Annotated in this window: 22 protein-coding genes and 1 pseudogene; 4 read left to right on the top strand and 19 right to left on the bottom strand. The window is 72.6% G+C overall.

Annotated elements, in window-relative coordinates; all coding sequences use genetic code 11:
- Positions 1 to 3 precede the first annotated feature (3 nt).
- The 13 genes from MTF65_RS00340 to MTF65_RS00280 form a co-directional block, all read right to left on the bottom strand.
- Complete coding sequence (locus MTF65_RS00340) at positions 4 to 675, bottom strand: 1-hydroxy-2-methyl-2-butenyl 4-diphosphate reductase (protein ID WP_243626072.1); 672 nt, start codon at positions 673 to 675, stop codon at positions 4 to 6.
- Positions 675 to 2,744, bottom strand: a complete 2,070-nt coding sequence (shc, locus tag MTF65_RS00335) for a squalene--hopene cyclase (protein ID WP_243626066.1) — start codon at positions 2,742 to 2,744, stop codon at positions 675 to 677. The genes MTF65_RS00340 and shc overlap by 1 nt, the downstream gene beginning before the upstream one ends.
- A 131-nt stretch (positions 2,745 to 2,875) precedes the next feature.
- Positions 2,876 to 3,976, bottom strand: coding sequence for a polyprenyl synthetase family protein (locus tag MTF65_RS00330; RefSeq protein ID WP_374207125.1), 1,101 nt, complete (start codon positions 3,974 to 3,976; stop codon positions 2,876 to 2,878).
- 68 nt (positions 3,977 to 4,044) lie between these two features.
- On the bottom strand, positions 4,045 to 5,424 hold the full coding sequence (gene hpnE, locus MTF65_RS00325) for a hydroxysqualene dehydroxylase HpnE (protein WP_243626059.1): 1,380 nt from the start codon (positions 5,422 to 5,424) through the stop codon (positions 4,045 to 4,047).
- 259 nt (positions 5,425 to 5,683) lie between these two features.
- On the bottom strand, positions 5,684 to 6,655 hold the full coding sequence (gene hpnD, locus MTF65_RS00320) for a presqualene diphosphate synthase HpnD (RefSeq protein WP_374207124.1): 972 nt from the start codon (positions 6,653 to 6,655) through the stop codon (positions 5,684 to 5,686).
- Complete coding sequence (hpnC, locus tag MTF65_RS00315) at positions 6,652 to 7,599, bottom strand: squalene synthase HpnC (RefSeq protein WP_374207123.1); 948 nt, start codon at positions 7,597 to 7,599, stop codon at positions 6,652 to 6,654. The genes hpnD and hpnC overlap by 4 nt, the downstream gene beginning before the upstream one ends.
- Before the next feature lie 361 nt (positions 7,600 to 7,960).
- Positions 7,961 to 8,746: an ABC transporter ATP-binding protein gene (locus tag MTF65_RS00310; RefSeq protein ID WP_243626050.1), complete on the bottom strand. Its 786-nt coding sequence runs from the start codon at positions 8,744 to 8,746 to the stop codon at positions 7,961 to 7,963.
- Positions 8,739 to 9,668: an ABC transporter permease gene (locus MTF65_RS00305; protein WP_243626046.1), complete on the bottom strand. Its 930-nt coding sequence runs from the start codon at positions 9,666 to 9,668 to the stop codon at positions 8,739 to 8,741. The genes MTF65_RS00310 and MTF65_RS00305 overlap by 8 nt, the downstream gene beginning before the upstream one ends.
- Positions 9,669 to 9,766: 98 nt before the next feature.
- The gene (locus MTF65_RS00300; protein WP_279398578.1) at positions 9,767 to 10,639 is read right to left on the bottom strand and encodes a glycosyltransferase; all 873 of its coding nucleotides are present in this window, start codon (positions 10,637 to 10,639) and stop codon (positions 9,767 to 9,769) included.
- A gap of 8 nt (positions 10,640 to 10,647) precedes the next feature.
- The gene (locus tag MTF65_RS00295) at positions 10,648 to 11,427 is read right to left on the bottom strand and encodes a CDP-alcohol phosphatidyltransferase family protein (RefSeq protein ID WP_243626035.1); all 780 of its coding nucleotides are present in this window, start codon (positions 11,425 to 11,427) and stop codon (positions 10,648 to 10,650) included.
- Complete coding sequence (locus tag MTF65_RS00290; protein ID WP_243626034.1) at positions 11,405 to 12,466, bottom strand: iron-containing alcohol dehydrogenase family protein; 1,062 nt, start codon at positions 12,464 to 12,466, stop codon at positions 11,405 to 11,407. The genes MTF65_RS00295 and MTF65_RS00290 overlap by 23 nt, the downstream gene beginning before the upstream one ends.
- A complete protein-coding gene (locus MTF65_RS00285; RefSeq protein ID WP_243626033.1) occupies positions 12,454 to 13,206 on the bottom strand; it encodes a sugar phosphate nucleotidyltransferase in 753 nt (250 codons plus the stop codon). The genes MTF65_RS00290 and MTF65_RS00285 overlap by 13 nt, the downstream gene beginning before the upstream one ends.
- A complete protein-coding gene (locus tag MTF65_RS00280) occupies positions 13,203 to 14,990 on the bottom strand; it encodes a DUF5941 domain-containing protein (RefSeq protein WP_243627238.1) in 1,788 nt (595 codons plus the stop codon). The genes MTF65_RS00285 and MTF65_RS00280 overlap by 4 nt, the downstream gene beginning before the upstream one ends.
- 509 nt (positions 14,991 to 15,499) lie before the next feature.
- On the opposite strand from MTF65_RS00280, the pseudogene MTF65_RS00275 reads away from it, so the two are divergent.
- A pseudogene (locus MTF65_RS00275) lies at positions 15,500 to 16,228 on the top strand (class I SAM-dependent methyltransferase); the annotation flags it as partial.
- Between the two features lie 150 nt (positions 16,229 to 16,378).
- Positions 16,379 to 16,978: an isopentenyl-diphosphate Delta-isomerase gene (gene idi / locus MTF65_RS00270; protein ID WP_243626032.1), complete on the top strand. Its 600-nt coding sequence runs from the start codon at positions 16,379 to 16,381 to the stop codon at positions 16,976 to 16,978.
- Positions 16,979 to 16,999: 21 nt separating this feature from the next.
- On the opposite strand, the gene MTF65_RS00265 is transcribed toward idi, so the two are convergent.
- The gene (locus MTF65_RS00265; RefSeq protein ID WP_279398577.1) at positions 17,000 to 17,530 is read right to left on the bottom strand and encodes an ATP-binding protein; all 531 of its coding nucleotides are present in this window, start codon (positions 17,528 to 17,530) and stop codon (positions 17,000 to 17,002) included.
- Between the two features lie 229 nt (positions 17,531 to 17,759).
- Between MTF65_RS00265 and MTF65_RS00260 the strand changes: the two genes are divergently transcribed.
- Positions 17,760 to 18,503 carry an enoyl-CoA hydratase/isomerase family protein gene (locus MTF65_RS00260; protein ID WP_243626030.1) on the top strand — a complete coding sequence of 248 codons (744 nt, stop codon included), beginning with the start codon at positions 17,760 to 17,762 and terminating at the stop codon, positions 18,501 to 18,503.
- Positions 18,504 to 18,522: 19 nt separating this feature from the next.
- Here the strand turns inward: MTF65_RS00260 and MTF65_RS00255 are convergent, their stop codons facing one another.
- Both MTF65_RS00255 and MTF65_RS00250 read right to left on the bottom strand, forming a co-directional pair.
- Positions 18,523 to 19,149: a DJ-1/PfpI family protein gene (locus tag MTF65_RS00255; protein ID WP_243626028.1), complete on the bottom strand. Its 627-nt coding sequence runs from the start codon at positions 19,147 to 19,149 to the stop codon at positions 18,523 to 18,525.
- Positions 19,150 to 19,282: 133 nt separating this feature from the next.
- Positions 19,283 to 20,248 (bottom strand): GlxA family transcriptional regulator, encoded by a 966-nt coding sequence (locus tag MTF65_RS00250; protein ID WP_243626027.1) that lies wholly within the window; start codon positions 20,246 to 20,248, stop codon positions 19,283 to 19,285.
- A gap of 135 nt (positions 20,249 to 20,383) precedes the next feature.
- Here MTF65_RS00250 and MTF65_RS00245 point away from each other — a divergent pair, with 135 nt between their 5' ends.
- The gene (locus MTF65_RS00245; RefSeq protein ID WP_243626024.1) at positions 20,384 to 22,021 is read left to right on the top strand and encodes an ABC-F family ATP-binding cassette domain-containing protein; all 1,638 of its coding nucleotides are present in this window, start codon (positions 20,384 to 20,386) and stop codon (positions 22,019 to 22,021) included.
- Positions 22,022 to 22,060: 39 nt separating this feature from the next.
- Here MTF65_RS00245 and MTF65_RS00240 read toward each other — a convergent pair whose 3' ends face one another.
- The 3 genes from MTF65_RS00240 to MTF65_RS00230 all read right to left on the bottom strand — a co-directional run bounded on the left by MTF65_RS00240 (position 22,061) and on the right by MTF65_RS00230 (position 24,633).
- Positions 22,061 to 22,852 (bottom strand): SDR family oxidoreductase, encoded by a 792-nt coding sequence (locus MTF65_RS00240; protein ID WP_243626023.1) that lies wholly within the window; start codon positions 22,850 to 22,852, stop codon positions 22,061 to 22,063.
- A gap of 109 nt (positions 22,853 to 22,961) precedes the next feature.
- Positions 22,962 to 24,143 carry an MAB_1171c family putative transporter gene (locus MTF65_RS00235; protein ID WP_243626021.1) on the bottom strand — a complete coding sequence of 394 codons (1,182 nt, stop codon included), beginning with the start codon at positions 24,141 to 24,143 and terminating at the stop codon, positions 22,962 to 22,964.
- On the bottom strand, positions 24,133 to 24,633 hold the full coding sequence (locus MTF65_RS00230; protein WP_243626020.1) for an ImmA/IrrE family metallo-endopeptidase: 501 nt from the start codon (positions 24,631 to 24,633) through the stop codon (positions 24,133 to 24,135). The genes MTF65_RS00235 and MTF65_RS00230 overlap by 11 nt, the downstream gene beginning before the upstream one ends.
- Positions 24,634 to 24,735 lie beyond the last annotated feature (102 nt).

Raw genomic sequence — 24,735 nt, 5'->3', positions numbered from 1 at the left:
GGCTCACCTCCTGGGGAGCAGCAAAGAACGGTGCCAGTCATGGAACACGGGCAGCACGGCACGAAGAACACGGAAGGCAGATATTCCACCGCGCAGCGTGCCGATGCGGACGAGCTCATGCTCGGGAGCGTCCACGATCACCCGGACGGCCGCAACCGGGCGCTTCCCGTGAGGTGCGGCGCCGTCGCGCCGGGCGGCGGCCCACAGGGTGGCCGCCGATTCCATGTCGACCGCGATGGCGCCGGTGGCGCGCAGCTGCGCGCGCTCCTGGCCGCGGACGACGTGGTCGGATCCGGTCAGCGCGCCGAGGTGCACGGTCCGGCCCGGAACGGCCCGGGCCAGTGCCTCGGCGAGCAGGGCGGTCCCGTCACAGACGACGGTTCCGCGCGGGTCCCGGGTCTCGTCGGCGACGATCAGGTCGCCGGGGTTCATGCCGGGGACCAGCCCGGCGCAGAACCCGGTCGCGAGGACGGCGGCCTCGGCCCTCCCCGGCCCGGCCAGCGCCCTGGTGACGGCCCGCTCGGCGGCGCGCGGCCCCATGCCGGTGCGCAGGACGGCGCACCCCTTCACGGCACGCCGGGCACCGCGTTCCCCGCCGCTGCGCAGGGCCGCCTGCTCGATGCGCAGGGCGCAGGCGATCAGTAGCGCGGCGGGGGCCTCGGCTCGGCCGTCCATCACTCCTCCTCAGCCGGTACCCCGGGTCGGACGTCCGCGCCGGCGCCCGGCTGACGGCCGTCGGAGCCGAACGGCTCCCCGTACAGGTAACGACCGAGTGCGGTGAGGGGGAACACCTGCCGGTACAGGTGGTAGTTGATGGAGAAGTCCCAGGGGAATCCGGTGCCGGTGAAGTACGGCTCGTCCCAGGTGCCGTCCGCCCGCTGGGTCTCCACCAGGTACGCGATGCCCCGTTCGACGGCCTTGCCGTCCCGCTCGCCGGCCGACAGCAGGGCCATCAGCGCCCAAGCGGTCTGGGAAGCCGTGGAGGCGCCCCTCCCGGCCCAGGACCGGTCCTGGTACGAGCGCTGGTCCTCGCCCCACCCCCCGTCCTCGTTCTGTACGGATTCCAGCCAGCGCACCGCCCGCCGGATCGCGGGATGTCCCGGAGCCAGACCGGCGGCCGTCAGGGCCGGGACCACCGACCCCGTCCCGTACACGTAGTTGGTGCCCCAGCGGCCGAACCAGGCGCCCTCCGGCTCCTGTTCGGCGAGCAGCCAGGCGATCCCCCGGCGGGTCCGGGGGTCCGCCGTCCTGCCCTCGAAGGCGAGCATCTCCACGACGTGCGCGGTGACATCCGCGGAGGGCGGGTCGATGACCTCCCCGAAGTCGCAGAAGGGCAGCCGGTTCGGGAAGGGGCTGGTGTTGTCGGCGTCGAAGGCGGCCCAGGCCCCGTTGCCCGACTGCATTCCGAGGGTCCAGGACACCCCGCGGGCGATGGCCGCCTCGACCCTCGCCGGGTCGGGGTGCCGGATACGGCGCAGGGCGAGGACCACCTCGGCGGTGTCGTCGATGTCGGGGTAGGTGTCGTTGTGGAACTCGAACGCCCAGCCTCCGGGGGCCAGTCCGGGTCGGCGCACGGCCCAGTCGCCGCTGCGCGTGATTTCCTCCCCGAGCATCCAGTCGGCGGCCTTCACCAGGGCCGGATGGTCGGGGCGCACCCCCGCGTCGGCCAGCGCGATGGCGGCGAGGCAGGTGTCCCAGACCGGGGACTGGCACGCCTCGATCATCCGGGCACCGTCCTCGCGCCACACGGTGAACCGGTCCAGGGACTCCAGTCCGGCGCGCATCACCGGGTGCTGGAGGTCGTACCCGAGCAGGTGCAGGGCGATGACCGAGTACACGGCCGGTGGCTGGATCCCGCCCCAGCAGCCGTCGTTCTCCTGGCGCTCGATGATCCAGCGGGCGGCGGCGGCCATCGCGGCCTTGCGCAGCCGGCGCGGGGCGAACCGCCGGTAGGCGTGCAGGGCCTTGTCCATCCGCTGGAAGGCGCCGTCCCAGCTGGTCAGCGGAGCCGGCCGGCGGGCCGGGGCCGGGATCCGGGCGTCGGTGTGCAGCTCGTCCAGGGCGAAGGGGGCCGGGCGGACGGGCCGCATCGCGGAGACGACCGTGAGCGGGACGATGGTCTGGCGGGCCCAGCAGCCGAAGTCGTAGATGTTGAGCGGCACCCAGGACGGCAGGAACACCAGCTCGGGCGGGAGTTCGGGCAGGTTCTCCCAGTCCCACCAGCCGAAGAGGGCCAGCCAGACGCGGGTGAAGACCCGGGCGGACGCGATCCCCCCGTGGGCCCGGATCCAGGCCGAGGCGGCGGCCATGTGCGGGGCGTCCGGGGCGTCTCCGGCGAGGCGCAGGGCGACGTACGCCTCGATGGTGGCGGACAGTTCGGGCGGTCCGCCGTGGAAGGTGGCCCAGGTGCCGTCGTCCCTCTGCTCGCCCCGGATGAACAGGGCGGCGGCCCGTGTGGTGGCCTCGTCCCGGATGCCGAGGAACTGCCGCAGCAGCAGGTCCTCGGCATCCATGGTGACGTTGGTCTCCAGGTCGCCCTTCCACCAGCCCTCGGGGTCCTGGCGGTCGAGCAGGTTCCGGACGGCGCGCGCGGTGGCCTCGTGAACGCCCGGTACGAGGCCCGCGCCCGGTCGGATCCGGGTGGCCCCGCAGGTTCCCGGAAGGGCGGGGGCAGGCGGCGTCGCGGCCGTGCTGTCACCCGGTTCGGCGGCGCGGGCCCCGGCGCCGTCGGTCGTCGCTGTCATGGCTTCCCCTTTGCGTGCAGTGTCCTCTGCTGCTGTCCTGGGGTCCGCCGTCGGCCGGCGCCGCCCGGGCATTGCCCGGGCTGGTGGCGCCGGCCGGCGACTCGCGAGTCATATCCGAGCTCGGGTGGCGATCACCTGTTGCGCACGACGACGAAGTCGGCGAGGGCGACCAGCTGCTCCCGCACCCGCTGCGGCATGTCCACGTCGTCCAGCGCGCGGATCGCCACCGCGTGCTGGCGGCGCGCCTCCTCGGCGGTCCACTCGCGGCCGCCGGCCGCCTCGATCAGCGCCGCGCGGGCCGCGAACTCCTCCTCCGAGAAGTTCTCGAAGTCACTGCTCTTCGCGTCGGCGGCGAGCAGCCGGCCGAGCTCCTCGCAGGCGGGCCCGCCGGCCGCGAGGGCGGCGACGACCGGCAGGGACTTCTTGCGCTGGCGCAGGTCGCTCCAGGTCTGCTTGCCGGTGGACTCCGGGTCGCCCCAGATGCCGAGCAGGTCGTCGACCGCCTGGAAGGCGAGGCCGAGGTGGTAGCCGTACTCCTCCAGCTTGTCGGCCGTGCGGTCGTCCGCGCCGCCGAGCACCGCGCCGATGGAGACCGAGCAGGCGAGCAGGGCGCCGGTCTTGTTGCCCTCCATCTCCAGGCACTCCTCGACGCTGACGCGCTCTCGGTGCTCGTACGAGATGTCCTGCGCCTGTCCGTCGATCAGCTTGCGGGTGGCGGTGGTCAGGCGGCGCGCCGCGCGGCCCGCCTCGACCGTGCCGAGCTCCAGCAGCACCTCGTTGGCGAGGGCGAAGAGCGCGTCGCCGACGAGGATGGCCTGGGCCGGGCCGTGCACCTTCCACACGGTGTCGCGGTGGCGGCGCTGCTCGTCGCCGTCCATCAGGTCGTCGTGCAGCAGCGAGAAGTTGTGCACGAGTTCGACCGCGACGGCGCCGGGGATGCCGACCTCGGCGGGGGCGCCCGCCGCTTCGGCGGAGAGCAGCGCGAGCGCGGGGCGCACGGCCTTGCCGCCGTCGCCGTCCGCCGGGTTGCCCTCGGCGTCAATCCATCCGAAGTGGTAGGCGGCGACGGTGTCCATGGGCGCCGCGAGCCGGTCTACGGCGGCGCGGAGCACGGGCGTCGACAGCGTGCGGCCGCGCTCCAGGAGGGCGAGCGTGTCCGCCTTCTCCCCGCCCCCTCCGGCTGTGCCCACACTGGCACCCGTGTTCTCGACAGCCGGATTCCCCGGGTTCACTGGCTCTCCTCTGGTTCCTGTACGTGCTGTGCGTGCTGCGCCGGTGGCGGTAGTGGTGCTGGTGGTCGTCATGCCGCCTCCTGCAGGGGGTGGTCGCGGTGGCGGCCGAGAGCGGCGAGCGCGGCGTGCGCCGCGCCGAGGCCGCTCCGGACGGCGCTCTCCATGGTCGCGGGCCAGCCGGTGGCGGTCCACGCACCGGCGAGATAGAGCCCCGGCGTGTCGGTGCGCGCGCCGGGGCGCAGCCGGCCGACACCGGGGGTGGGGGCGAAGGTGGCCGTCCGCTCCCGGGTGACGAAGAAGTCCCGTACCTTCGCGCCTCGGGCGGCCGGCAGCAGCCGCTCCAGTTCGGGCAGGTACTTGGCCCGCAGGACGGAGACGGGCTCGTCGATGTCGGCCTGGGCCACGGACTGGGACAGGGCCAGGTACTGGCCGCCGTCGGTGAGCCCGGAGGCGTCGGTGCGGTCGAAGACCCACTGGACCGGGGAGCCGAGCGCGGCGAAGAAGGGCCGCTTGAGCACCTTGCGGTCGTAGACCACGTGGACGTTGAGGATGGGCGCGGTGCCGATGTCGAGGAGCTTGTCCGGGTCGGCCAGTGCCCCGGCCGGGAGGAGTCCGTGGGCCTCGCGCTGCGGGACGGCGAGGACGACGGTGCCCGCTTCGAGCGATTCGTCCTCGGTGTCGACGCGCCAGCCGCCGCCTTCGGTGCGGGAGACGGCGGTGACCCGGGTGCGCAGTTCGGTGCGTACGCCGGCGGCGTCGAGCTGCTTGCGGGCGAGGGTGTCGTGCAGCTCGCCGAGGGGGACCTTGGCCCAGCCGATGTCGGCGGCGCCGTTCTCGGAGAGCAGGCCGGTCTTGAAGACCATGGCGGCCAGGCCCAGCGAGGACTGGTCGGCGGTGGCGTTGAGGGTGGCGATGCCGACGAGGTCCCACAGGGCCTCGATGGTGCGCGGGGACTGGCCGTAGCGGCCGAGCCAGGTCGCGAAGTCCAGGCCGTCCAGCGCCGGGTCGGCGGGGTCGAGGCGGCGCAGCGCGAGGGCGGCGCGCCCGACGCTCGCCCGCTCGGCGAGCGAGAGGTGCGGGTAGCGGGCCAGGGAGCCGACGAGGTGCAGCGGTACGGGCAGGGCGCTGCGCCGCAGCCGGCCCAGGCGCGGCCCTGCGGGGTGGGCGGCGTCGAGCACGGGTACGTCGAGCCGGTCCTGGAGGGGTGCGAGGCCGGCGCCCCCGACGCGGTCCAGGAACCACCGGTAGGCGGTGCAGCAGCGCAGGTAGACGTGCTGGCCGTTGTCCACGGTGAGTTCGCCGCGCTTGAAGGAGAAGGCGAGGCCGCCGAGCCGCGGGCGCCCTTCGAGGAGGGTGACCTGGAGCCCGGCGTCGGCGAGTTCGAGCGCGGCGGTGACCCCGGCGAGTCCGCCGCCGACGACGACGGCGCGGTGGTCGCTGTCGCTCATGCGCCCTCCCCGGTGGTGCGGTGGCCCGCCGGGCCGGCCGGTCGGTGCCGCGCGGGCGAGGCCGCCCCGCGGGCGGAGCCCGCCGGAAGAGACGCGCCCGCCGCCGGGGCGGTTGCCCGGGTGCGACCCGGGCCGGGACGGCCCGCCGGGCGCGGGGGCGTCCCCGGGGCGCCGGACATGCCTGCGGTAGCGCCCGCGAGCGAAGCGGCCGGGGCCGGGGGCCAAGTGGCCGCGGCCGGGGGCCAGGGGGTCGGGGGCATCAGGGCCGCCTCCTGGTGGTCTGGCGCGAGATGGTCCGGGCGTCGAGGCCAGAGAGGCCGCGGACGGCGACGTACGCCTTCTCGTGCGTCGGCAGCGAGACGCGGCCGCGGAGCACGGCCTCGGGCTCCCGCTCGATGCGGTCGAGGAGGCGCCGGTAGATCCCGGCCATGGCGGCGACACAGGCTCCGCTGCGGCGGTCGAGCATCGGCAGCAGCCGGTAGCCCTCGACGAACAGGGCCCGGGCGCGCCGGACTTCGTGGTGGACGAGTCCGGCGAAGTCGGAGCCGGCCGGGGCCCGGTCGCCGTGGAAGCCTTCGGAGCAGCCGAACTTGGCGAGGTCCTCGGCGGGCAGGTAGGTGCGCCCGTTCGCGGCGTCCTCACGAACGTCCCGGAGGATGTTGGTGAGTTGGAGCGCGAGACCGAGCGTGTCGGCGTACTCGCCGGCGCGCGCGGCTTCGGGCGCGCCGAGGCCCCCGGCGTTCACGGTGCCGAACACGCCGAGGGAGAGCCGGCCGATGGCCCCGGCGACGCAGCGGCAGTAGACCTTGAGTTCGTCCCAGGTCTCGTAGGTCTCGCCGCGGACGTCCATCAGGACCCCGTCGATGAGCTCGTCGAGCCCTTCGAGCGGGATCGGGAAGCGGCGCGCGGCGTGCGCGAGGGCGACGGCGACCGGGTCGGTGTCGTCCTCGTCGACGTCGTCGGCGCGGATCCGGCCGAGCAGCGCGCGGGTCTCCTCCAGGCGGGTCAGCTTGGCCTCGGGCGGCAGCGTGCCGTCACCGATGTCGTCGACCCGCCGGGAGAAGGCGTACAGCGCGGACATGGCGTGCCGCTTGTCCGTGGGAAGCAGCCGGATGCCGTACGCGAAATTGCGCGCCTGCGCGCCGGTGACGGCCTCGCAATAGCTGTAGGCCGCGCTGATCGGTGCGGACAGTGCGGACGCGTGTGTGGGGCCCTCCACGGTGGGGCTCACCCCTTTCTCGGCGCTGTGCGCAGGACGGCGGCCACCTCGCGGAGCAGGCCGGTCTTGGTGGGCTTGGGCGGGCCGGGAAGCACGTCGAACCCGGCGGCCCCGACGGCGCGCAGCGCGGCGCGCCCCCCGCCCACGAAGCCCGCGAGCAGCAGCCGCAGTCGGCCGTGCACGCTCCCCACGAGCGGGGTGCCCTCGTCCAGGAGGGCGCGTGCGCGCTCCGCCTCGAAGGCGACCAGGGCGCGTACGGACGCGCCGGCGGTGGGGGCTTTCAGGTCGGTCTCGCTCACGTGGAAGCGGCGCATGTCCTGGGCGGGGAGGTAGACGCGGTCCCGGCCGAGGTCCTCGGCGACGTCCTGGAGGTGTTCGGCGATCTGCAGGGCGGTGCAGATCGCGTCGGAGCGGCGGACCCGCTCCGGGGTGCTGGTCCCGGTGAGGGAGAGCACGAGCCGGCCCACGGGGTTCGCGGACAGCTCGCAGTAGGCGAGGAGGTCCGCGTACGTCTCGTAGCGCGTGACGCGCTGGTCCTGGCGGTTGGCCTCGATCAGCCCGAGGAAGGGCTCGGGGGTCAGCCCGCGGTCGCGGACGACGGGCCGGAGGGCCAGCAGCAGGGGATGGCGGGGCGGGCCGTCGGCGCCTCCGAAGACGCGCAGCAGGTCGGCCTCGAAGGCGTCGAGCATGGCGAGCGGGTCGTCCGCGGCGGCGGGGTCGAGGCCGAGGAGTACGGCGTCACGGCCGCCGGGGGCGAGGTCGCCGTCGCCGATGTCGTCGACCAGACGGGCGTATCCGTAGACCGCCGTGAGGCCCTGGCGCCACGCACGGGGAAGGAAGAAGGGGGCGACGGGGAAATTCTCGGCCGCCGCCTTGCCGAGGGTGGCGCGGCTGTGGGCCGCATCGGCCGCCGGAGAAGCCGGAGAATCAGTGCGGATGCCGTGCTCCGGGGTCACCGCCCGCCGCCCGGGGCGGGGACGGCCACAATGCCTGGGGGCCGGAGAATTCCCGTAGCCATTGCCGTCACATCTCCCGTTCTACACTGCTGACCGAAGTCATCCTATTTCGGACACGCCGCCCGGCATTCCCCGGGGTACTTCAGGCCATTTCACCTGCGGGGAATCGTCCCCTCTTGCCGCGATACAGGACCGCTCCAGCTTACGCTGTACAACGCCGTGGGGCCCCGAGGGGTATTCGCTCCGCTACTGAATGTCGTACGCGACCCCCGTCGGCGGCACACCGGCACGCCGAGGCCCCCACCGCGTGGTGCGGCGGGGGCCCGCGGAGGCCTTGGCCTGAACCGGCCGGTCAGGCGCGTCAGGCGTTGGTGTGCTTCTCGTAGGCGCGCACGACCTCGTCGGTCGGGCCGTCCATCACGAGCTCGCCCCGCTCCAGCCACAGCACCCGGTCGCAGGTGTCGCGGATGGACTTGTTGTTGTGGCTCACCAGGAAGACGCTGCCGGCCTTCTCGCGCAGCTCGCGGATGCGGGCCTCTGAGCGGACCTGGAACTTCCGGTCACCGGTGGCGAGCGCCTCGTCGATCATGAGGACGTCGTGGTCCTTGGCGGCCGCGATGGAGAAGCGGAGCCGCGCGGCCATGCCCGAGGAGTACGTGCGCATCGGCAGGGAGATGAAGTCCCCCTTCTCGTTGATGCCCGAGAAGTCGACGATGTCCTGGTAGCGCTCCTTGATCTGCTCGCGGGTCATGCCCATCGCCAGACCGCCGAGGACGACGTTGCGCTCACCGGTCAGGTCGTTCATCAGCGCCGCGTTGACACCCAGCAGCGAGGGCTGGCCGTCCGTGTACACCTTGCCCGACTCACAGGGCAGCAGGCCCGCGATGGCACGGAGCAGGGTCGACTTGCCGGAGCCGTTGGAGCCGATGAGGCCGATGGCCTCGCCCCGGTACGCCGTGAAGCTCACGCCGCGCACGGCGTGCACCTTGCGGACACCCGGCGCGTCGGCGCCCTTGCCGCGGCGGAGTATCTTGCTCAGCGCCGCGGTGGCGCTGCCCCTGCCGGAGCTGCCCGTGTTGACGCGGTAGACGATGTGAACGTCGTCGGCGATGACGGTGGGGACCTTGCTCTTTGCGATCTCAGCCACGGCCGTAACGCTCCTCAGCCTTCCAGAAGTACACGAATCCGCCGACGCCGATCACGACGGCCCAGCCGACGGCGAAGGCCCAGACGTGCGGCGGCAGGTTCTCCGGGCCGTAGTCGTCGATCAGCGCGAAGCGGACCAGGTCCATGTAGATCGCCGCCGGGTTCCACTGGAGCACGTCCGCGATCCAGTGGGGCTTGTCCTTCAGCATCTCACTGATCGAGAACATGACGCCCGAGGCGTACATCCACGTGCGGGTGAGGAAGGGCATCAGCTGCGCCAGGTCGGGCGTCTTGGCACCCATCCGCGCGAAGATCAGAGCCAGGCCGGTGTTGAAGACGAACTGGAACACCAGCGCCGGGACCACCAGCAGCCACGAGAGCTGCGGGTAGTTCCCGAAGGCGAGCGCGACGACGAAGACGACGATCATCGAGTAGAGCAGCTGCTGGAGCTGCTGCATCGAGAACGAGATCGGCAGCGAGGCCCGGGGGAAGTGCAGGGCGCGGACCAGGCCGAGGTTGCCGGGGATGGCCCGGACACCCGCCATCAGCGAGTTCTGGGTGAAGGTGAAGACGAAGATGCCCATCACCAGGAAGGGGATGTACACCCCCTTCTCCATGCCGCGGCCCGCGTCCAGGATGAGGCCGAAGATCAGGTAGTAGACCAGCGCGTTCAGCAGGGGGGTCGCCACCTGCCAGATCTGGCCGAGCTTCGCCTGGCTGTACTGCGCCACCAGCTTGGCCCGGGAGAAGGCCATGATGAAGTGGCGCCGGCCCCAGAGCTGCCGCACATATCCGCCCAGGTTGGGCCGGGCGCCGCTGACTGAAAGACCGTACTTCCTGGCGAGTTCCGCAGGACTCAGTCCCGCGTCTTCGGACAGCGGCTTGCTCGTGGCGAGGGCGCCGTCGTGGGTTGTGTCACTCACAAGTTGAAACTTTCCGTCTTCAAGATGCGGCAGAAGGGGGAACGGGCCTGGGGGCAGGGGATCCGCGATCGGGGCCCATGCTCCCAGATTCGAGCTTGTCAGATGACGGGTGGGCGGCCGAGCCGGGTCAGCCGCCAGACCGTGCGCCACTTCATGGGGCGCCGGGGACCACAGGGGGTGGTCCATCCCTCCTTGAACCCGCCGAACCAGGCCTTGAGCGCGGGTACCGACGGTCTGCGGACGAGCGTCAGCAGGAGCCAGACGCCCAGGTAGACCGGCACCAGCGGGGCCGGCAGGTTCCGGCGGGCGAGCCACACCCGGTTGCGGGCCACCATACGGTGGTACACCGCGTGGCGGGAGGGGGCGGTCGTCGGGTGCAGCAGCACCATGTCCGCCCGGTAGTCGATCAGCCACCCGGCGTCGAGCGCCCGCCAGGCCAGATCGGTCTCCTCGTGGGCGTAGAAGAACTCCCCGGGCAGGTCTCCGACCTGCTCGAACACCTTCGTACGGACGGCGTTGGCGCCGCCCAGGAAGGTGGTCACGCGGGAGGAGCGCATCGGGTCGGCGGCGCGCAGCCGGGGCACGTGCCGGCGCTGGGTGACGCCCGTGTCCGGATCGGCGATCCGGAAGCTGACGATCCCGAGCCCGGGGTCCTCGGCGAAGGCCTGCCGGCACAGCTCGGCGGTGTCGGTGCGCTCCAGCAGGCCGTCGTCGTCGAGGAAGAGCAGGGCGTCCACCTCGCGGCCGCCGGGGCCGAAGGCCTCGATGCCGACGTTGCGCCCGCCGGGGATGCCCAGGTTCTCGGGCAGCTCCACGGTGCGCACGCCCTCGGGAAGCCCGGTGACCTTCACTCCCTGGCCGACGACGACCACCTCGACGGGGTCGCCGTCCTGGCGGGCCACCGAGTCGAGGAGCGCCTTGAGCTCGTCGGGACGGTTGCCCATGGTGATGATCACGGCGCCCAGCCGCATCGGCGACGTCACTTGAGCCTGCTGGAAGCGAGGATCGACACCAGGTGCAGCACCGTCTGGAGCAGGGCGATGGCGGCCAGCACGGCGACGCCGAGCCGGGAGAAGAACAGGTCGCCCCGGACCTGGTCCAGGACGGCCAGCACCAGGATGAGCAGGGAGGCCTCGATGCCGAGGACGAGCCGGTGGAACTTCAGCGCGGCGGCGGCCCGGCGGGCGAGCGCCATGCCGGACGAGCGCGGCTCGGCCGCCGCGTCCTTGACCACGGGCTTGCCGGCCTGGTGGCGGGCGACGCCGACCAGGTCGGTCTCGGCCTTGATCAGCATCGCGCCGACCGCCGCGAGGGTGCCGAGGAAGGCCCACAGCCAGTCGATGCTCCCGCTGCCCCACAGGTCCGCCGCGCGCAGGCCGAAGCCGACCAGGACGGCCGCGTCGCACAGGTAGGCGCCGACGCGGTCCAGGTAGACCCCGGACAGCGAGAACTGCTTCTTCCAGCGGGCGACCTCGCCGTCGACGCAGTCGAGCAGCAGGTAGAGCTGGACCATCACCACGCCGAGGACGGCGCCCCAGATGCCCGGCACCAGCAGGGCCGGGGCGGCGAGGACGCCGGCCAGGGTCATCAGGTAGGTCAGCTGGTTCGGCGTGACCTTGGTGGGGACCAGGAGGCGGGTGATGCGCAGAGAGATCTCGCGCATGTACAGGCGCCCGCCCCAGTGCTCACCGCTGACCCGGTCCTTGACGCCCGCCGGGTGCACGACGGGCCGGAGTTCAGCTACGGATGGTCTTGGCATAGTCGGAGTAAGCGTCCCTGATCTCGGCGGCGGACAGGTTGAGGTGCTCCAGGATCGTGAATCGTCCCGGGCGGGTCTGGGGGGCGTACTCGACGGCCGCGACGAACTCGTCCACGCTGAACCCGATCTCCTCGGGCAGCACGGGCAGTCCGTGGCCGCGCAGCACCGAGGCGAACAGCCCGGTCTGCTCCCGGGCTCCGCGCAGGTGCATGGCGAACGCGGCGCCGATGCCGACCTGCTCGCCGTGGAGCGCGGAGCGCCCCGGGTAGAGCAGGTCGAAGGCGTGGCTGATCTCGTGGCAGGCGCCGGACGACGGGCGGGTGTCCCCGCTGATCGACATGGCGATGCCGGAGAGGACGAGCGCCTCGGAGAGCACGGTGAGGAACTCGTCGTCGCCGCACCCGCCGGGGTGGCGCAGCACGGACTCGCCGGCGCTGCGGGCCATGGCGGCGGCCAGGCCGTCCACGGGCTCGCCGTTGATCTCGTGCGAGAGCTCCCAGTCGGCGATGGCCGAGATGTTGGAGATCGCGTCGCCGACGCCGGCGCGGATGAACCGCACCGGGGCTTCCTTGATCACATCGAGGTCGATCACCATGGCGATCGGCGTGGGCACGCCGTAGGAGCCCCGGCCGTTGTCGTTGTCCAGGATGGACACCGGCGAGCAGATGCCGTCGTGGGAGAGGTTGGTGGCGACGGCCACCATGGGCAGCCCGACCCGCGCCGCGGCGTACTTGGCCACGTCGATGATCTTGCCGCCGCCCAGGCCCACGACGGCGTCGTAGCGGCGGCCCTTTATGTCGTCGGCGAGCTTGACGGCGGAGTCGATGGTGCCGTCGACGACCGGGTACCAGTCGGCATGCGGCAGTACGGGCTCCAGCTTGGTGCGCAACGTCACGCCGGAGCCGCCGCTGATCGCGATCGCCAGCTTGCCGGACGCGGAGATCCGCTGGTCGGCCAGGAGGCCGGCCAGGTCGTCCATCGCCCCGCGGCTGATGTCGACGACGACCGGCGAGGGGATGAGCCTCGTCAGTACTGGCATGCGATCGTCCGGCCCTTGGCGAGGTCGTCGTGGTTGTCGATCTCGACCCACTTGACGTCGCCGATGGGAGCCACGTCGATGGTGAAGCCGTCGTTGACGAGCTGCTGGTAGCCGTCCTCGTAGTAGAGGTCGGGGTCGCGCTCGAAGGTGGTCTTCAGGGCCTCGGCCAGCGCCTCGGCAGCCTCGGGCTCGATGAGGGTGACACCGATGTACTCGCCGGTCGCGTCGGCCGGGTCCATGAGCTTGGTGATCGTGCGGACGCCCTGCCCGTCAGCGGCGACGACCTTCATCTCCTCGTCGGCCAGGTTCTTGACCGTGTCGAGGGCGAGGATGATCTTCTGGCCGTTGCCGCGGGCGTCGAGCAGGGTCCGCTCGACGGAGACCGGGTGGACGGTGTCGCCGTTGGCGAGGATCGCGCCCTGCTTGAGGACGTCACGCGCGCACCACAGGGAGTAGGCGTTGTTCCACTCCTCGGCCTTGTCGTTGTCGATCAGCGTGATCTTGACGCCGTACTTGGCCTCCAGGGCCTCCCGGCGCGCGTAGACGGCTTCCTTGCGGTAGCCGACGACGATCGCGACCTCGGTGAGGCCGACCTCGGCGAAGTTGCCGAGCGTCAGGTCGAGGACGGTGAGGCTGTCCTCGTCGCCTTCGGGTCCGACGGGCACGAGGGCCTTGGGCAGGGTGTCGGTGTAGGGACGCAGGCGGCGTCCGGCACCGGCAGCGAGGACAAGGCCGATCATGCTGGTTCTCCTTCGTCATGTACGGCGGGTGCTCCGGCGGAGACCCAGAAGCGGATGCTCTCCACGAGCACCACCAGAGCCACGAACACGGCCATGGCCGTGAGCGCGACGGGGAACGCGTCACGGGCGAGGACGGCGGCGAGGACCACCGTCAGCAGGACCCGGCCCTCGTGGCCGCCGGTCGCCCGCACCAGCCAGCGCGGGGGCGCGCCCGAGCCACCGCGGATGCGGTAGACCGTGTCGTAGTGATGGTAGGCGACCGCCGCGACCAGGCCGAATGCGGCCGGAAGGGCTCCGGGGACGTCCGCCTTGGCCGCGAGGGCGAGGACGGTCACGTACTCGGCGAACCGGAAGAGCGGCGGGATCAGCCAGTCGAGGGGGCCCTTGAGGGGTCGCGCGACCGCGGCGCCGCTGAAGATCACGTACAGCACGGCGGTGGCGACGACCGTCCAGCTCCCGAACTCCCGGGCCCAGGCGGCCGAGACCACGAGACCGGCGCCGAGGAAGGCGAACAGCAGGTGCAGCCGCCGGTGACCGGGCAGGCGGGCCTCCAGCTCGGCGAGCGGGCCCGAGTCGGCGAGGTCGGCGAGGGCCTGGGCGGCCCGGTCGGTACGGGTGGCCTTGCGGGTCAGGGAGCGCAGGACCCGGCCGGCGGTGGTGTAGAGGGCGCCGAAGGCACAGCCGACGAGCAGGGCGTAGAACACGATCCGCGGCGTGGTGAAGGCGGTCAGAACCGCGATCATCGCCCAGCGCTCACCGATCGGAAGGATGATCATCCGACGGACCCAGACCGTCCAGCCGACGCTGTCGAGCTTGTCGGACAGGGCGGCGGTGGGGCTCGTATTGGCCGTGGCGTCGTGGTTGGCCTCGTTGAAGGAGAAGTCCACGACGTGCCGGCAGGTCATCAGGATCATGGCGCCGAGCGCGAGTGCCCAGACGTCGTCGCCGTTTCTCGACGCGCCGAGCGCGAGGCCCGCGTAGAAGGCGTACTCCTTCGCGCGGTCGAAGGTCGCGTCGAGCCAGGCGCCCATCGTCGAGTACTGGAGCGAATAGCGGGCGAGCTGCCCGTCGGTGCAGTCCAGGACGAAGGAGACGAGGAGCAGCACACCGGCCGCGACGTAGCCCCAGCGGTCGCCGGTGGCGGCGCAGCCGGCCGCGATCAGCGCGGTGAGCAGCGAGGCGGTGGTGACCTGGTTCGGGGTCAGGCCGCGGCGCGCGCACCAGCGGGCGATGTAGCGCGAGTACGGGCTGATGAAGAAGGTGGTGAAGAAGCCGTCGCGGGACTTCACGGCGGTCCGCAGGCGTACGGCCTCGTCGTCCACGGCGGCGACGGCGGCGACCGCCGCGTCACGCTCCGCGGAGGTGGCGGGAACCGCGGCGACCAGCGTGCCGAGCTCGGGGCGCTGGACGGGGGTCCCGGCGTCCTCGACGGCGGCGGCGAGCCGGTCGGCGTACGGGCCCTCGCCCTCGGGCGCGAGCGCCGCGGCCTTGTCCAGAGCCGCCCGGGCGCCCGGCTGGACGGCGAACGCGCCGGTCACGGCGCAGGCGTCGAAGCGCGGATCGGTCAGCGCGAGGCGCAGCGCGTGGACGTGCCCCACGAAGGCGCTGTCCACGACGGCCACCCGCTGATCGGCGGGTACGTCGGCCAGCGCGGCCGTGACGCTATCGGCACTGTTGGGGGTATCGGGCCCGGCCACGGTGCGGACCTCGAAGCCGAGCGAGCGCAGCCCGTCCGCGAGCGGTGATCCGGGGACCGGCAGGCCGGTGAGGATGACGGTCGGCAGACGAACTCACTCCTTGGCAACGAACGCGGAACGCGCGCCACGTGGGACGGCAGCACGTCGGCAGAGGCTATCGGATGAATGGAAGCGGGGATTCACCACCCGTTAACGCCCCGATAAGCCGAAGATTCCCGGGTTCTGGGCGGGCTGGGCCCCCCTCGCTGTGATCATCATTGACGATCACGCCAAGGGACCACAAACCGCCTGGATGTTACGGTGGACGAAGTCGCGTACGGGTCGGTAACGCCCGTGACGCCGGCTTGGGCACGTGAAGGCACCGAACGAGAAGGAGGTGGGTTGATGACCGTCGCAGTGGTCGCCGCCATGCGCAGCGAACTCCGGTCCATCCCCACCGTCCTCCGGGCATCCGGCCAGGGCTGATCACACCGATCCGCCCCCAGGTCTGCCGGAGCCCCCTTTCCCGAGGGTTCACGTTGACCGACACCACTCGCCCCACCACCGACACCGGCGCCGACTTCTCCGACGCCGCCTTCGTTGAGGCGTTCTTCACACTGCACCGCGGCCTGCCCCGGCAGGCTCCCGGCTCCGACGCCACCACCCGGCACCTGCTGTCCCTGTGCGGACCGCTGCCCGAGCGGCCGCGCGTCCTCGACCTGGGCTGCGGTCCCGGCCGCAGCGCGCTGCTCCTCGCCGAAGAGGCGGGAGCGGCCGGCGCCGCCGAGGTGACCGCCGTCGATCTGTACGGCCCCTTCCTCGACGAGCTCCGCACCGCCGCCGAGGCCCGCGGGGTCGCCGACCGCGTCCACACCGTCGAGGCGGACATGGCCGCGCTCCCCGCGCTCCCCTGCCGGGACGGTTCCTTCGACCTCGTGTGGGCCGAGGGCTCCGCCTACACCATCGGTTTCGACACCGCGCTCGCGCGGTGGAAGCGGCTGCTCGCCCCCGGCGGCACCCTGGTGCTCACCGAGTGCGAATGGAGCGTGCCGGAGCCGTCCGCCGGTGTACGCGCCTTCTGGGACCCCCAGTGCCCACTGCGCTCCACGGCCCGCAACACCGCGGCCGCGCGGGCCGCCGGGTACCAGGTGCTGGGCGTCCACCACCTGCCCGACTCCGACTGGGCCGAGTACTACGGCCCGCTCGGCGAGCGGGTCCGCACCCTCCCCGCCGACGCGGCCGCGGCCCCGGGGATGCCGGCCGCGCTGGCCGCGACGCGCGAGGAGCTCGACGTACGGTCGCGGTACGGGCACGAGTACGGGTACACGGGCTACGTCCTGCGCCCGGTGACCGCCGTACGGGGACGCGGCAGGTGAATCTCTGCCCCCCGTCGCTTATACACGCGACGGGGGGCAGACATGCGCGGATCTCCGAAGTGGGGACAAGCCTCTTTTGTACGGCAGACTGAAGGCCGGAGTCCGAAGCGAAGGATGGGTATGCCGACCACACCAGCCACCGCCGCGAACAGCGCGTCCACCGGCACCGGCGCTCAAGAACCGATCATGCTCGAACTGGTCGACGAGTCCGGCAATACCATCGGCACGGCGGAGAAGCTCTCCGCCCATCAGGCGCCCGGGCTGTTGCACCGGGCGTTCTCCGTGTTCCTCTTCGACGAGCAGGGGCGCCTGCTGCTCCAGCAGCGGGCCCTGGGGAAGTACCACTCCCCCGGTGTCTGGTCGAACACGTGCTGCGGTCACCCCTACCCGGGGGAGTCGCCGTTCGCCGCGGCGGCCCGGCGGACCCATGAGGAGCTGGGGCTGTCGCCCTCGCTGCTCGCGGAGGCGGGGACGGTGCGCTACAACCACCCGGACCCGGCGTCGGGTCTGGTCGAGCAGGAGTACAACCACCTGTTCGTGGGGCTCGCGCAGGCGGAACTGCGGCCGGATCCGGAGGAGGTCGGCGACACCGCCTTCGTCACCGCCGAGGAGCTGGCGAAGCGGCACGCCGAGGCGCCGTTCTCGGCCTGGTTCATGACGGTGCTGGACGCGGCCCGGCCCGCGATCCGCGAGCTGACCGGGGACGCCGCGGGCTGGTAGCCCGCCCCTGGGCGGTCGCGGTCAGGAGGCCGGGGCGGGTGCCGGGGCCGGTACCGGGGCGGTGACGGGGGCCGGCGCGGTGAGTGGCAGGGCCGCCCAGATGACCTTGCCGCCCGTCGAGGTGTGCTCGACATCGCAGACCCCGCCGGCCTCCCGCGTGATCTCGCGCACCAGGAGCAGGCCCCGGCCGCCGGTCTGACCGAAATCCGCCTCCAGCGCCTTGGGCCGGTACGGGTGGTTGTCCTCGACGGCCACCCGTACCCACTCGCGGCCGATCGCGACCTCGACCGCGACCTCCGGCGAGAGCAGGGCGGCGTGCCGGACCGAGTTCGTCACCAGTTCGGAGACGATCAGCAGCAGGGAGTAGACCAGGTCCTGAGGGGCCGGCACCCCCTGCCGGCCGAGCAGGTCGCGGACCGCCCGGCGGGCCTGCGGAACGGATTCTTCTACCGCGGGAGCGGTGAACCGCCACACTCCCTCGTACGCGAGGGGATCGGCCGGAGCCTCCGGCTCACCTACCCTGGCTGGCGGGACGTTCCCGCTGTCTTCCATCTTCCGGCCCCCGTCTTCGCGCTCGATCGTCTCCACGCGTCAAGAGTGCGGAACAGCCTGGTCCGGACCGGACCGCTGACCAGAAGTCAGCGTCAATCGGACGCTTTCTGACCGTTGGCGTATGACAGAGTCAGTTGTTCGACCGTTCCTGCTCTTCTGGGGCGCGCTTCTCGGCCGCCTCCCCGGCCGCCTTGATCATGGGTTCGACGCCCGGGATAGCATCCGGCGCATGCACGCAGACCTCCTCCACTCGGTGGCCGACGGGGTCGCCACCGTCGTCATCTCGCACCCCGCCAAGCGGAACGCCATGACGGCGGCGATGTGGCGCGCGCTCCCGGAACTCCTGCCGGGTCTCGCCGCCGATCCGGCCGTACGGGTGCTCGTACTGACGGGGGCCGGCCCGACCTTCTGCGCGGGGGCGGACATCTCGTCGCTGACCGGGGACGACGATCCGCAGGTGCTGGCGGTGGCCGCGGAGGAGGCCCTCGCCGCCTTCCCGAAGCCCACCCTCGCCGCGATCCGCGGGTTCTGTGTGGGCGGCGGCAGCCAGCTGGCGGCGGCGTGCGATCTGCGGTTCGCGGAGGAGGGGGCGTCGTTCGGGGTGACCCCGGCGCGATTGGGCATCGTCTACCCGGCCTCCTCGACACGGCGGTTGGCGGGTCTGGTAGGCCCGGCGGTGGCCAAGTACCTGCTCTTCTCGGCGGAGTTGATCGACGCGGAGCACGCGCTGCGCGCAGGGTTCCTGAACGAGCTGCTGCCGGCCGGCCGACTGGCCGAGCGGGTGGCGGAGTTCGCCGGGATCCTGGCGGCGCGGTCGCAGCTGACCCAGGCGGCGGCGAAGGAGTTCGCGGACGGCCGCACCGGCCGGGACGCGTACTGGACGGCGCAGGCGGCCGGAAGCGACGACACCGCGGAGGGCGTCGCCGCGTTCCTGGAGCGCCGTGCGCCGTCGTTCACATGGACGTTGACGTGAACGTGGACGTGAACGTGGACTACAGCGGGCTGACGGCGCGCAGCCTGGCCACGAGCTCGGCCGGGGCCTTGTCCGGCGAGCCGGCGTCGTAGGGCGGCTGGGGGTCGTACTCGGTCATCAGCTGCACGGTCTGCGCGAACTCGTCCCCGGCGATCCGGCCGAGCAGCGTGAGCCCCATGTCGATCCCGGAGGACACGCCGGCGGCGGTGACGTACTTCCCGTCGAACACCACCCGCTCCCCCGTGGGTTCGGCCCCGAAGGCCGGCAGCCGGTCGAGGAACAGCCAGTGCCCGGCGGCCCGCCGGCCGTCGAGCAACCCGGCGGCGGCGAGCAGCAGCGACCCGGTGCAGACGGAGGTGGTCCAGGTGCTCGTGGCGTCCACGGCCCTCAGCCATTCGAGGACGGCCGGATTCCCCATCTCCACCTCCGGCGCGGGCCCTCCGGGCACGATGACGATGTCCGGCCTTGTCACCTCGTGCAGCCCCTTGTCGGCGACGAGCGCGAGCGACCCGGAATCGTTGCGTACGGGCCCGGGCCGCTCGGCCACGAACACGGTCTCGGCGCCGGGAAGCCGGCCGAGGGTGTCGTAGGGACCGATCGCGTCGAGCGCGGTGAACCGGTCGTAGAGCAGTACGGCGATCTGCATGTCTCTCTCTCCTCCGAAGTGGTCGACGGACCCCTGACGGGTCCTGGCGCGGGCGGCCCGACCGAGCCGCCCGCCGATTCCGGGGCACAGCCCCGCTTCAACAGCCCCGGTTCAGGGGCGGGGCGGGGCGGCGCTAGCCCGCCGGCCTGCCGAAGCGCCGCCGGTACTCCGCCGGGGACTGGCCCAGCGTCTTCACGAACGCCCGCCGCAACGCCTCCGGCGTCCCGTACCCGCACGCCCGCGAAATCTGCGTCACCCCTTCCCCGCTGTCCTCCAGCAGCCGCCTCGCGTGCTCCACCCGCACCCGCTCCACGTACCGCCCCGGCGTCACCCCCGTCTCCGCCTGGAACGCACGCGCGAAGTGCCGCGGCGACAGGCTCGCCCGCGCGGCCAGTGCCTCCACGCTCAGGTCCCCGCCCGGGTGCTCCGTGATCCACTGCTGGACGTCCCGCAGCGGCTCCCGCCGCGCCGTCTGTGCCGCCAGCTGCGCGCTGAACTGCGCCTGGTTGCCCGGCCTGCGCAGGAACACCACCAGGTGCCGGGCGATCAGCAGCGCCACGTCCCGCCCGTGGTCCTCTTCCACCAGCGCGAGGGCGAGGTCGATCCCGGCCGTGACCCCGGCCGAGGTCGCCACCCGCCCGTCGCGCACGTAGATCGGGTCCGGCTCGACAGTGACGGCCGGGTAGTCCCGCGCCATCTGCTCACACGCGTTCCAGTGCGTCGTGGCCCGGTGTCCGTCCAGCAGCCCCGCCTCGGCGAGCAGCAGGCTGCCCGTGCACACGGCCACCAGTCGCCGCGCACCACCCCCGTGGGCCCGCAGCCAGTCGATGAGCCGCGGCTCGAAGTCGGCGGTGTACTGGCCGCCCGGCACCAGCAGCGTGGTGCCCGGGCCGGGGCGTGCGCTCTCCAGTTCCCCGTCCGGCACGAGCGTCAGCCCGCTCTCCGTCCGTACCGGCGCCCCGCCGGGGGAGACGGTCCGGATCCGGTAGCCGGTGCGGCCGGGAAAGTGCCCGATCGCGGCGAACACCTCCACCGGGCCGGTCACGTCCAGGCTCTGCACCCCGTCGTAGAGGAGGACGAGCACGTTTCGCAACGACATGGCCTCATGGTGTGACGCCGGACGCGATGGCCGCAATGACATGTATCCCACCTATCCGGCCATGCCGGCGCCCGAGGCCGTGCCGCGTACGGGCCGGGTCTGCGATCAAGGACTCGCGGATAGGATCGGCGCATCATGACTGCAACCCTCGTCGCCAGGAAACTCACCGCCGCGCACGGTGAGCGCACGCTCTTCGCCGACCTCGACCTCGTCGTCGCCCCCGGCGACGTCATCGGCCTCGTCGGCGTCAACGGCGCCGGGAAGTCCACCCTGCTGCGCCTGCTCGCCGGTCTGGACACCCCCGAGACCGGTGAGCTGCGGCTCTCCCCGCCCGGCGCGGCCGTCGGGCACCTGCCCCAGGAGCCGGAGCGCCGCCCCGGAGAGTCGGTGCGCGAGTTCCTGGCCCGCCGAACCGGCGTCGCCACCGCGCAGGCGGAGCTGGACGCCGCCACCCAGGGCCTCGTCGACGGCACCCCGGGCGCGGACGACGCGTACGCGGAGTCCCTCGACCGCTGGCTGAACCTCGGCGGCGCGGATCTCGACGACCGGGCCCAGGAGGTCGCCGACGACCTCGGGCTCGCGGTGGGTCTCGACCTGCCGATGACCGCCCTGTCCGGCGGCCAGGCCGCCCGGGCCGGACTCGCCTCGCTGCTGCTGTCCCGGTACGACGTGTTCCTGCTCGACGAGCCGACCAACGACCTCGACCTCGACGGCCTGGACCGGCTGGAGCAGTTCGTGAAGGGCCTGCGCGCGGGCACGGTGGTCATCAGCCACGACCGCGAGTTCCTCACCCGGACCGTCACCAAGGTCCTCGAACTCGACCTGGCCCAGCAGCAGATCAACCTCTACGGCGGCGGTTACGACGCGTACCTGGAGGAGCGCGAGCGTGCGCGCGACCACGCCCGCGAGGAGTTCGAGGAGTACGCGGGCAAGAAGTCCGCTCTTGAGGGCCGGGCCCAGATGCAGCGCAACTGGATGGACAAGGGTGTGCGCAACGCGCGCCGCAAGGCGAGCGACAACGACAAGATCGGCAAGAACCTGCGCGGCGAGTCCAGCGAGAAGCAGGCCGCCAAGGCCCGCCAGACGCAGCGCGCGATCGAACGCCTCGACGTCGTCGACGAGCCCCGCAAGGAGTGGGAGCTGCGCATGGAGATCGCGGCGGCCCCGCGCTCCGGCTCGGTGGTGGCGACCCTGCGCGAGGCCGCCGTCAAGCGCGGGGACTTCCACTTCGGCCCGGCCAGCCTCCAGATCGACTGGGCGGACCGCGTCGCGATCACCGGGGCCAACGGCGCCGGCAAGTCCACCCTGCTCGCCGTCCTGCTCGGCCGGCTGGCCCCGGACTCGGGCGCTTCCTCCCTCGGCTCCGGTGTGCTGGTCGGCGAGGTGGACCAGGCGCGCGGCCTGTTCCTCGGCGACGAGCCGCTGCTGGAGGCCTTCTGCGCGGCCGTCCCGGACACCGAGCCGGCCGAAGTCCGCACCCTGCTGGCCAAGTTCGGCCTCAAGGCGGCCCACGTACTGCGCCCGGCGGCCACCCTCTCCCCCGGCGAGCGCACCCGCGCGGCCCTGGCACTGCTCCAGGGCCGCGGGGTGAACCTGCTGGTGCTGGACGAGCCCACCAACCACCTCGACCTCCCGGCGATCGAGCAGCTTGAGTCCGCCCTGGAGGCGTACGAGGGCACCTTGCTGCTGGTCACCCACGACCGCCGGATGCTGGACGCCGTCCACGTGACCCGCCGCCTGGTGGTCGCGAACGGCAAGGTCACCGAGGTCTGAGCGGTCTCGGGGAAGTGGGGCACGCCTCGCGGGGCCGGCTCACGCCGAGTGCTCCGCCGAGCGCTCCGCCGGGGGCCGGCGCTCGCGGGCCATCTTGCGGGCCACGAACGCGCGCGGGAGGTGCCGGGCCGCGGTCGCGTACGCCTGGTAGCGCAAGCCGGTGATGCTGACCGGGCGGCGGCGTGCCAGGTCCTTCAGGGCCTGGGCCACCACCGCCTCCGGCTCCAGCCACACCGCGTCGCGCAGGGCGCTGACGTCCATCCCGGCCCGCTCCTGGAACTCGGTGCGCGTGAAGCCGGGTACCACCGCCAGGACCCGGACCCCGTACGGCTCCATGTCCACCCGCAGTGACTCGCTGAAGGCCGTGATCCAGGCCTTGGCGGCCCCGTACGTGCCGGTCGGCAGCAGTCCGGCCACCGAGGAGACGTTCAGCACCGCGCCCCGGCGGCGCTCGCGCAGGCCCGGCAGCACCGCGTGGGTGAGCCGCAGCGGGACCCTCACGAGCAGGTCGAGCATCCGCTCCTCGTCCTCGACCGGGTTGTACGGGTAGGGCGCGGGCAGCCCGAAGCCCGCGTTGTTCAGCAGGATGTCGACGGGCCGGTCCGCGTCGGCGAGCCGCTCGGCGACGCCGGCGCACTGCGCCGGATCCAGCAGGTCGGCGGGCAGGACCTCCGCGGCCACCCCGAACTCCCGGCCGAGCTCCTCGGCGAGGGCGTCGAGGCGGTCCTTGTCGCGGGCGACGAGGACCAGGTCGCAGCCCTTGGCCGCGAAACCGCGGGCGAAGGCGGCGCCGAGGCCGGCGCTGGCCCCGGTGATCAGAACGGTGGTCAAGAGAACGTCACATCCAGCAGAGGCGGTCAGGGGGAACGAACGGGAAAACGGCGTACGGGACACGGGGTACGGGATGCGGGGTACGGGACACGGGGTACGGGATGCGGAGTCACGCCTTGAAGGCCGTGGTCGAGGGCGAGCCGTAGGCCTCGGCGACGTCCACCAGGAACCGGGCCTCGTCCGCGAGGTCGCCGCCCTCCGCCGAGGGCTGGATCGCGGCCGGGAGTTCCAGCGCGACCGTCTCGCCCGCCTGCTGCGGCAGCCCGGCGAGTTTCGCCTGCCGCGCCTCCTTCAGTACGCAGGCCAGCGCGGCCGCGGTACGCCGCTGCTCGGGAACGCCGGTCCCGGCGACATGGCCACGCGCGAGCTCCGGCACGCCCGGGGCGACGTACTCCCCCAGGATCAGGATCGCGTCCCGGGTCTCGATGACCTTGCGGTACACGACCATGTCGCGCGGAACCGGCGGCCACAGCAGCTCCAGCACCCGCCCGGCCCGCGGTTTGTTGAGGGCGACGTGCGGGACGGCCTCGACCAGATCGCGCCACAGCGGCCACAGCCGCCAGGCGGTGCCGAGGTCGGCGGCGGTACGGCGCAGGGCGAACAGGGTCGGCACCAGGATCGCCGCGGCGCGCAGCAGCCCGTGCAGGTTCATCATCAGCGGCAGGGCGGGCATCGCCCAGGTGCTGTCGAAGAGGGCCTTGAGCAGGTACGCGAACCAGAACAGGCCGGCCAGCCCGGTGCCGAGGGCGAACAGCCGCAGCCCGAGGGCCAGTCCGGTGCTTTCGGCGCGGCGGCTGTAGCGCCAGCAGACGAACACGCAGATGGTGTTGGCGGCCAGGTGCGCGGAGATCAGCACCAGCCAGTACGCGAGGGAGGGCACCGGGTCGCCGACGGGCGGCATGGTGTGCGTGCCGTGTGCCGGCGCGGCCGCGTCCAGCGTGACCAGGGTGGTCAGCCAGACCAGCGTGCCGATCCAGGCGGCGAGTTGGAGCCGGCGCCCGCCGGCGGCCTCGGCGACGAAGTAGAGCACGGCGCCGGCGGACAGCACGCCGATGAGGTTGCGGGTCAGGCCGACGGTGTGCGCGTACCCCGGGTCGCGTTCCATCGCGTACTTGACGACGTCTGGCAGGTTCAGGGTCATCGCGGCGGCCGCGGTGGCGACGGCGAGCCAGAGTCCGCGCTGCTGCGGGGAGCGCAGGGCCCCGGGCGCGCGCAGCAGGACCGCGATCCACAGGCAGACGACGCTGGGGACGGCGAGCCAGTTGCCGACGGCGGTGAGGTCAGCTGCCATCGCGCGGCCCCCGCTCGTACCCCATGGCCGACTCCAGCCGGGCCAGGGTGCCGCCGGAGGCGGGCGGCAGGAGGCCGGTCCCCGAGGTGCGGATGCGGATCATGCTGGCGAGCATCTCCGCCTCCTGCTCCTGGCGGGTGGTGTAGTTGGTCCGGCCGAGGACGGTGGGGGCGCTGCCGTCGGTCTCCTGCCCCTCCAGGGAGTGGTGGCCGAAGAGGATGTGGCCCAGCTCGTGGAGCACGATGTGCTCCCGGTGCAGAGGGGTGGTCTGGGCCTCGTAGAAGACGTAGTCCACGCTGTCGGTGCCGACCCACAGCCCGCAGACGCCGGACTCAGCCGCCTCCTTGGGGAGCGGATGGAGCCGGATGGGGCGGCCGCGCTGTTCGGCTATGCGCTCACAGAGGGCGTCGAGGGAGAACGGATGCGTCAGATCCAGATGGCCGAGAATCATCTCGCAGCGTTTGCGCAGGTTGAGTTGCCGGTGGGACATGTGATCCCTCTTCGGACCCTTTCTCGGGCAGCGTCGGTACGCGTGCGTGGGCATGGGCATGGTGACCTGTGCCTTCAAGGCGGCCTCGGGGAGTGCGGTCCT

The organism is Streptomyces sp. APSN-46.1 (assembly GCF_022815725.1).
Taxonomy (GTDB): Bacteria; Actinomycetota; Actinomycetes; order Streptomycetales; family Streptomycetaceae; genus Streptomyces.
Note: the sequence above shows the minus strand (reverse complement) of the source record. Positions and strands in the feature narration are given on the sequence as shown.